Here is a 6009-nt window from a genome sequence, read left to right on the forward strand (position 1 = left end):
GGTTTCGCCGGGGGCGGGGAGCGGCTGGAAGGGCAGGAGCTGCGGGCGTTTGGCCGTGCGGCCGTCACCCGACGAGCGGCCCCGCAGGCGGCGCGCGAGCCAGGGGCCGAGGAAGGCGGCGGCCCAGCGCAGCTCCGTGGCCGTCGCGCGCCACCCGGATGGGACGGTCAGGGGCGACGGCAGCGGGCGGGTCCACGAGTCGCTGCTGCCGGGCAGCCCGAGCGCGTGGGCGACGGCCGCCGCGATGCGTTCGTGCCCGAGCGGGCTGGCGTGCAGCCGGTCGGCGCTCCAGAGCCGCGGGTCGGTGACGACCGGGTGATGGGCGGTCTCGGCGACGATCACCCCGTGGCGGCGGGCGGCGGCGCGGATGCGCTGGTTGAGCGCGGCGGCCCGGTCACCGATCGGGCGGGCGAGCGGCGTGATCCTGGCGAGGTCGGGGAAGGTCAGGGTGGCCACGCGGGCGCCCTGCGCGGTGAGCGCGGCGAACATCGCCTCCAGATGACCGCCCACCTCGTCGGCGTCGAACCCGGGCCGCAGCAGGTCGTTGACCCCGGCGACGACGGTGGCCAGGTCGGGGCGCAGGGCGAGGGCCGGGCCGAGCTGCTCGGCGTGCACCCGGGCGGCGAGCCGGCCACGCACGGCCAGGTTGGCGTAGTGCAGGCCGGGGCTGGTCACCGCGAGTTGCTCGGCCAGCCGATCGGCCCAGCCGCGCAGGCCGGTAAGGTCGTCACCGTCCCCGAGCCCTTCGGTCTGGCTGTCACCCAAGGCGACGTAACGCAGGTATTCACCGCTCGGCATGAGCGGCCCGCCTTTCTCGTAGGATCGCCGCGCTCCAGCGGCACCAGTCGCGGTTGCCCTCCTCGAAGGCGAGGCCGCGCCGGCACGTCAGGTAGGGGCCGATCCGGTCGCCGTCACGCAGGAACTCCTCCTCGCTCCGGTCCCCGCGCATCCGCCGCAGCAGCCCGCCGAACAGCTCGATCTTGGCGTCGGCGACCTCGGCCCGCTCCTCCAGCCGGGCGATCAGCTCGCCGGCGTCGAGGTGGTCGGCGGCCTGGACCTTGACGAGGAGGTCGTCGCGGATGAAGGAGGGCTTGTCGGCGGAGGTCGCGAACCGCTCCAGCTCGGCCAGGCCCGCGTCGGTGACGGTGAACAGCCGCTTGTTGGGCCGCGTGTCCTGCACCACCTCCCGGCCGCTGACGAGCCCGTCCGCCTCCAGCCGGGCCAGCTCGGCGTACAGCTGCTGGGGCAGGGCGTGCCAGAAATTCGCCACGCCCAGGTCGAACGCCTTGGCGAGCTGATATCCGCTCAGCTCCTCCTCCAGCAGTGCCGCCAGCACGGCGTGCCGCAACGCCATCGAGCCGCCTTCCCGCTCTTTTCACCCGGACCCTCACCATGATACTCAAGAAAATGACTATTCACATTCTTGAGTAAGAGGAAAGAGGGGCTCATGGACACCGCCGACCGCTTCGTGGCCGCCGTCGGCCGCCGCGACCTCAGCGCGCTGGAGGGCCTGTTCGCCGGCGACATCCGCCTCTACAGCCCGGTGACCTTCACGCCCTTCGAGGGCAAGGCCATGGTCATGGGGCTGTTCGGCGTGCTCGTACGGGTCTTCGAGGACCTCCGCTACATCGGGCGGCTGGAGGGCGCCGCGCAGACCCGTGCGGACGGGACCGAGACGCGGTCGGTCGTCCTGCCGTTCCTGGCGACCGTCGGCGGCAAGCAGATCCACGGGATCGACCTGCTCCAGTTCGACGAGGACGGCCTGGTCAGGGAGTTCACGGTGATGGTGCGCCCGCAGTCGGCGCTCCACGCGCTGGCCGCGGCGGTCCGCGCGGGGCTGGTCGCCGACGGCCTCATCCCGGCGGATCACTGAGAGAGCGGTGGGCGGCACCCGCGAGAAGGGTGTTTTCCCAGGTGAATCGGGGTACGGGGCGGGCACGGGGGCCGCCGCGCATGCCGCTGAGCCGCAGCGTCGCGCAGGTCCGGGCTGTGCAGGAACAGGCAGGGCGGCCGCGACGAGGTCGTGCCGACGCCGTGAAGCCGGAAGGGCTGCGATGATCGGTCAACTCGTGGACGGCGTCAGCGGCGCCGACCTGGGCGCGGCGCGGATGCAGATGGCGCTGTCGCTCGGCTGGCACATCGTGCTCGCCTGCCTGGGCGTGGGCATGCCGGCCATCACGCTGCTCGCCGAGTGGCGCGGCCACCGCACGGGGGACATCAACTACCGGCTCCTGGCCCGCCGCTGGGCCAGGGCGCTGGGCGTGCTGTTCGCGGTCGGCGCGGTCTCGGGGACGATCCTGTCGTTCGAGATGGGGCTGCTGTGGCCGGGGCTGATGGGCGTCTACGGCGAGGTCATCGGCCTGCCGTTCTCGCTGGAGGGCATCGCGTTCTTCATCGAGGCCATCTTCCTGGGCGTCTACCTGTACGCCTGGGACCGGCTGCCGCCCGTGGCGCACCTGCTGTCCGGGATCCCGATCGTGCTGGCGGGGGTGGCCAGCGCCTTCTTCGTGGTCACCGCCAACGCGTGGATGCAGCAGCCGACGGGCTTCGACACCGCGAACGGCCGGATCGTCGCGGTCGATCCGTGGGCCGCCATGTTCAACCCGGCCACGCCGTCCCAGACCGTGCACATGATCCTGGCCGCGTTCATGGTCGCCGGCTTCACCATGGCGAGCGTGTACGCCGTCGCCATGCTGCGCGGCCGGCGCGACCGCTACCACCGGCTCGGCCTGCTGCTCCCGCTGACCGTCGCGGCGATCGTCACCCCGGTCCAGATCGGCGTGGGCGACTGGTCGGCCCACTTCGTCGCCGAGAACCAGCCGGTCAAGCTGGCCGCCATGGAGGGGGTGTTCGAGACCGCGCGCGGCGTCCCGCTGCACCTCGGCGGCATCGCGATCGACGGGCAGCTGCGGTACGCGCTGGAGATCCCCAACGGCCTGTCGCTGCTGGCCCACTGGAACCCGAACGCCGAGATCACCGGGCTGAACGAGACCCCGCCCGCCGATCGGCCGCCGGTCAACATCGTGCACTGGGCGTTCCAGATCATGGTGGGCCTGGCGTTCGCCCTGCTCGTCCTGGCCGTCTGGCTGGCGGTGGCCTGGAAGCGCGGGCGGGACCTGCCGCACTCGCCCTGGTTCCTGCGCGCGGCGGCCGTCTCCGGGGTGGCGGCGGTGCTCGCGCTGGAGGCCGGCTGGGTGGTCACGGAGGTCGGCCGGCAGCCCTGGATCGTGTACGGCGTGCAGCGCACCGCGCAGGCGGTCAATCCGGCGCCGGGCCTCGTCTACGGGTTCATCCTGGTGACGGTGGTGTACGTGGTGCTCACGATCGCCATCGTCTACGTGCTGCGCCGCCTGGCCCGCGACGTGCCCGTGCCGATCGCGCCCCAGGAGCGCGACGTCACCGATTACAAGGTGGTCTGATCATGCCGCTACCGGAGATCATGCTCGTGGTGCTGTGGATCGGGCTGACCGCGTACGTGCTGTTCGGCGGCGCGGACTTCGGCGGCGGGATCTGGGACCTGCTCGCCGGCGGCCCCGCGAAGGGGCGGCGGGTGCGCAGCCTGGTGGAGCACTCGATCGGCCCGGTCTGGGAGGCCAACCACGTCTGGCTGATCTTCGTCATCGTGCTGACCTGGACCGGCGTGCCCTCCGTGTTCGCCGCGGTCTCCTCCACCCTGTACATCCCGCTCACCCTGGCGGCGCTCGGGATCATCGGCCGGGGGGCCGCGTTCGCCTTCCGCAAGGTGTCGGCCGAGCTGTGGCAGCAGCGGCTGTTCGGCGCCACGTTCGCCGTCTCCTCCTTCCTGACCCCGTTCTTCCTCGGTACGGTGGCCGGCGCGCTCGCCTCCGGCCGGGTGCCGCCCGGCATCGCCAAGGGCGACCTGGTGCGGAGCTGGCTCAACCCGACGTCTGTGGCGGCGGGGGCGCTGGCCGTCGGCACCGCCGCCTACCTGGCCGCCGTCTACCTGACCCGCGACGCCGAGCGCACCGGCGAGCCCGGCCTGGCGGAGACGTTCAGGAAGCGGGCGCTGTGGTGCGGGGCCGTCGTCGGGGTGCTGTCCGCGGCGGGGCTGGTCGTCCTGCACGCCGACGCGCCCGGCCTGTTCGCCGAGCTCGTCTCGGGGCGGGCGCTGCCGCTGCTGGCCCTGTCGATCGTGGCCGGGCTGGCCTCGCTCGTGCTGCTGTGGCGGCGCGCCTACCTGGCCGTGCGGATCACGGCCGCGCTGGCCGTGACGGGGCTGCTGTGGGGTTGGGGGGTCGGGCAGTATCCGTGGCTGCTGCCCGGCGTCTCGCTCGACGACGCGGCGGCCACCCGCACGGTGCTGGCGGCCAGCCTGGGCTCGCTGGCCGTGGGAGCGATCCTGCTGGTGCCGTCGCTGTGGTGGCTGTACGCCACCTTCCAGCGGGGCCGGCCGGCCTCCGGCGCGCCCGATCCCGGGGTCACGGGGCGGTGATCTGCAGGCCGATCCCGTCGAGCACGCGGTCGAGGCCGTGCTGGAAGCGCTCCTCGGGCGGCAGGTGCGCGGTCGTGGACTCCAGCAGGGAGCGGGCGAACAGCGGGTAGGCGCCCGACTCGACGACCTGCCGCACGTACGGCCCGATGTGGTCGCGTTTCCACTGCTCCGGGTCCAGGCCCGTGCGGCGGACCTCCGCCAGCCAGCCGATCTCGCGGCGGACCGCGCTGTGGACGTAGTCGTCCAGCATGCCGGCGAAGCCGGTCATCTCGTCGATGCCGAGGCCGAGCCCGTCGAGCGCACCGAGGGCGAACTCGTGCACGCGCAGGAGCTGGGGACCCAGGGTGGGGCGGCCGGTGAGCAGCGCGGTCAGCCAGGGGTGACGCAGGGCCGTCGCCCGCGTCTCGCGGGCCACCAGCGTGAGGTCGCGGCGCCAGTCGCCGGACGCCCGCGCGGGCAGGTCCACCTCGGTCATCGCCATGTCGATCATGAGGTCGAGCAGGTCGTCGTGGCTCGGCACGTACCGGTAGAGCGACATGGCGCCGGTGCCCAGGTCGCTCGCGATCCTGCGCATGGTCGCGGCCTCCGCCCCTTCGGCGTCGGCGATCCGGACGGCCGCCCGGGTGATCTGCTCCCGGCTGTAGCCGGGCCGCCGCCCTGGTCCCGAGCGTTCCAGGCGTTCCGGGCGCATCCAGATGCTGGTCAGGTCCTCTCCCCCTCTGTTTGCGTACATCGTACCTGAATGGCTAGAGTCCCATTTCGAGTACGAGGTACGCGAAAGAGGGATGGCCATGACGACTTTGACCGGCAAGACGGCGTTGGTGACCGGCGCGAGCAGGGGGATCGGCCGGGCCATCGCCACCCGGCTCGCGCGGGAGGGCGCCCGGGTGGCCGTCCACTACGGCAGCAACGAGGCGGCGGCGAAGGAGACGGTCGCGGCCATCGAGGCGGAGGGCGGGCACGCCTTCCCGGTCCGGGCCGAGCTGGGCGTGCCGGGAGACGCCGAGACGTTGTGGGCCGCGTTCGACGCGCACGCCGACGGCCTGGACATCCTGGTCAGCAACGCCGGGATCCTGGGCGACCAGGGCGGGATCGACGGCATGACCAGGGAGGGCTTCGAGCGGCTGGTCGCGGTCAACACGACGGCCCCGCTCTTCATCGCCCGGCTGGCTCTGCCGCGGCTGCGGGACGGCGGCCGGATCATCACGATCGGCACGATGCTGACCCGGGGTCCCGCCATGCCCACGGCGATCGGCTACGCGATGTCGAAGGCGGCGCTCGACGTGCTGACCACGACGCTGGCCAAGCAGGTGGGCGAGCGCGGCATCACCGTCAACACCGTGTCGCCCGGCGTCATCGACACCGACATGCACGAGGGGCGGCTGGTCGGGGCGGCCCGGGACTGGCTGTCGTCGCTGTCGCCGCTGGGCCGGCTGGGCACCCCGGAGGAGGTGGCCGGCGCGGTGGCCTTCCTGGCCTCGGACGACAGCCGCTACGTGACCGGCACCCGCCTGGACGTCTCAGGCGGGACCGCCGCCGCCTAGCCACCGAGCCCC

7 protein-coding genes are annotated in these 6009 nt (G+C 73.0%); 4 read left to right on the forward strand and 3 right to left on the reverse strand.

Features of this window, described 5'->3' with window-relative positions:
• The coding region (locus ETD85_RS59480; RefSeq protein WP_138698626.1) for an SGNH/GDSL hydrolase family protein at positions 1 to 798 on the reverse strand (798 nt) is incomplete at its 3' end.
• Complete coding sequence (locus tag ETD85_RS59485) at positions 785 to 1354, reverse strand: PadR family transcriptional regulator (protein WP_138698627.1); 570 nt, start codon at positions 1352 to 1354, stop codon at positions 785 to 787. The genes ETD85_RS59480 and ETD85_RS59485, both read right to left, overlap by 14 nt.
• A gap of 93 nt (positions 1355 to 1447) precedes the next feature.
• Between ETD85_RS59485 and ETD85_RS59490 the strand changes: the two genes are divergently transcribed.
• The 3 genes from ETD85_RS59490 (at position 1448) to ETD85_RS59500 (ending at position 4453) form a co-directional block, all read left to right on the forward strand.
• Complete coding sequence (locus tag ETD85_RS59490) at positions 1448 to 1873, forward strand: nuclear transport factor 2 family protein (RefSeq protein WP_138698628.1); 426 nt, start codon at positions 1448 to 1450, stop codon at positions 1871 to 1873.
• A 181-nt stretch (positions 1874 to 2054) separates the two neighbouring features.
• A complete protein-coding gene (locus ETD85_RS59495) occupies positions 2055 to 3419 on the forward strand; it encodes a cytochrome ubiquinol oxidase subunit I (protein WP_138698629.1) in 1365 nt (454 codons plus the stop codon).
• 2 nt (positions 3420 to 3421) lie between these two features.
• Positions 3422 to 4453 (forward strand): cytochrome d ubiquinol oxidase subunit II, encoded by a 1032-nt coding sequence (locus ETD85_RS59500; protein ID WP_138698630.1) that lies wholly within the window; start codon positions 3422 to 3424, stop codon positions 4451 to 4453.
• Here ETD85_RS59500 and ETD85_RS59505 read toward each other — a convergent pair.
• Positions 4440 to 5186: a TetR/AcrR family transcriptional regulator gene (locus tag ETD85_RS59505; protein ID WP_138698631.1), complete on the reverse strand. Its 747-nt coding sequence runs from the start codon at positions 5184 to 5186 to the stop codon at positions 4440 to 4442. The genes ETD85_RS59500 and ETD85_RS59505 overlap by 14 nt on opposite strands.
• A gap of 58 nt (positions 5187 to 5244) precedes the next feature.
• On the opposite strand from ETD85_RS59505, the gene ETD85_RS59510 reads away from it, so the two are divergent.
• Positions 5245 to 5997 (forward strand): SDR family NAD(P)-dependent oxidoreductase, encoded by a 753-nt coding sequence (locus ETD85_RS59510; RefSeq protein ID WP_138698632.1) that lies wholly within the window; start codon positions 5245 to 5247, stop codon positions 5995 to 5997.
• Positions 5998 to 6009 lie beyond the last annotated feature (12 nt).

Origin of the sequence: Nonomuraea zeae, assembly GCF_005889725.1 — a bacterium.
In the GTDB taxonomy this organism is placed as follows: Bacteria; Actinomycetota; Actinomycetes; order Streptosporangiales; family Streptosporangiaceae; genus Nonomuraea; species Nonomuraea zeae.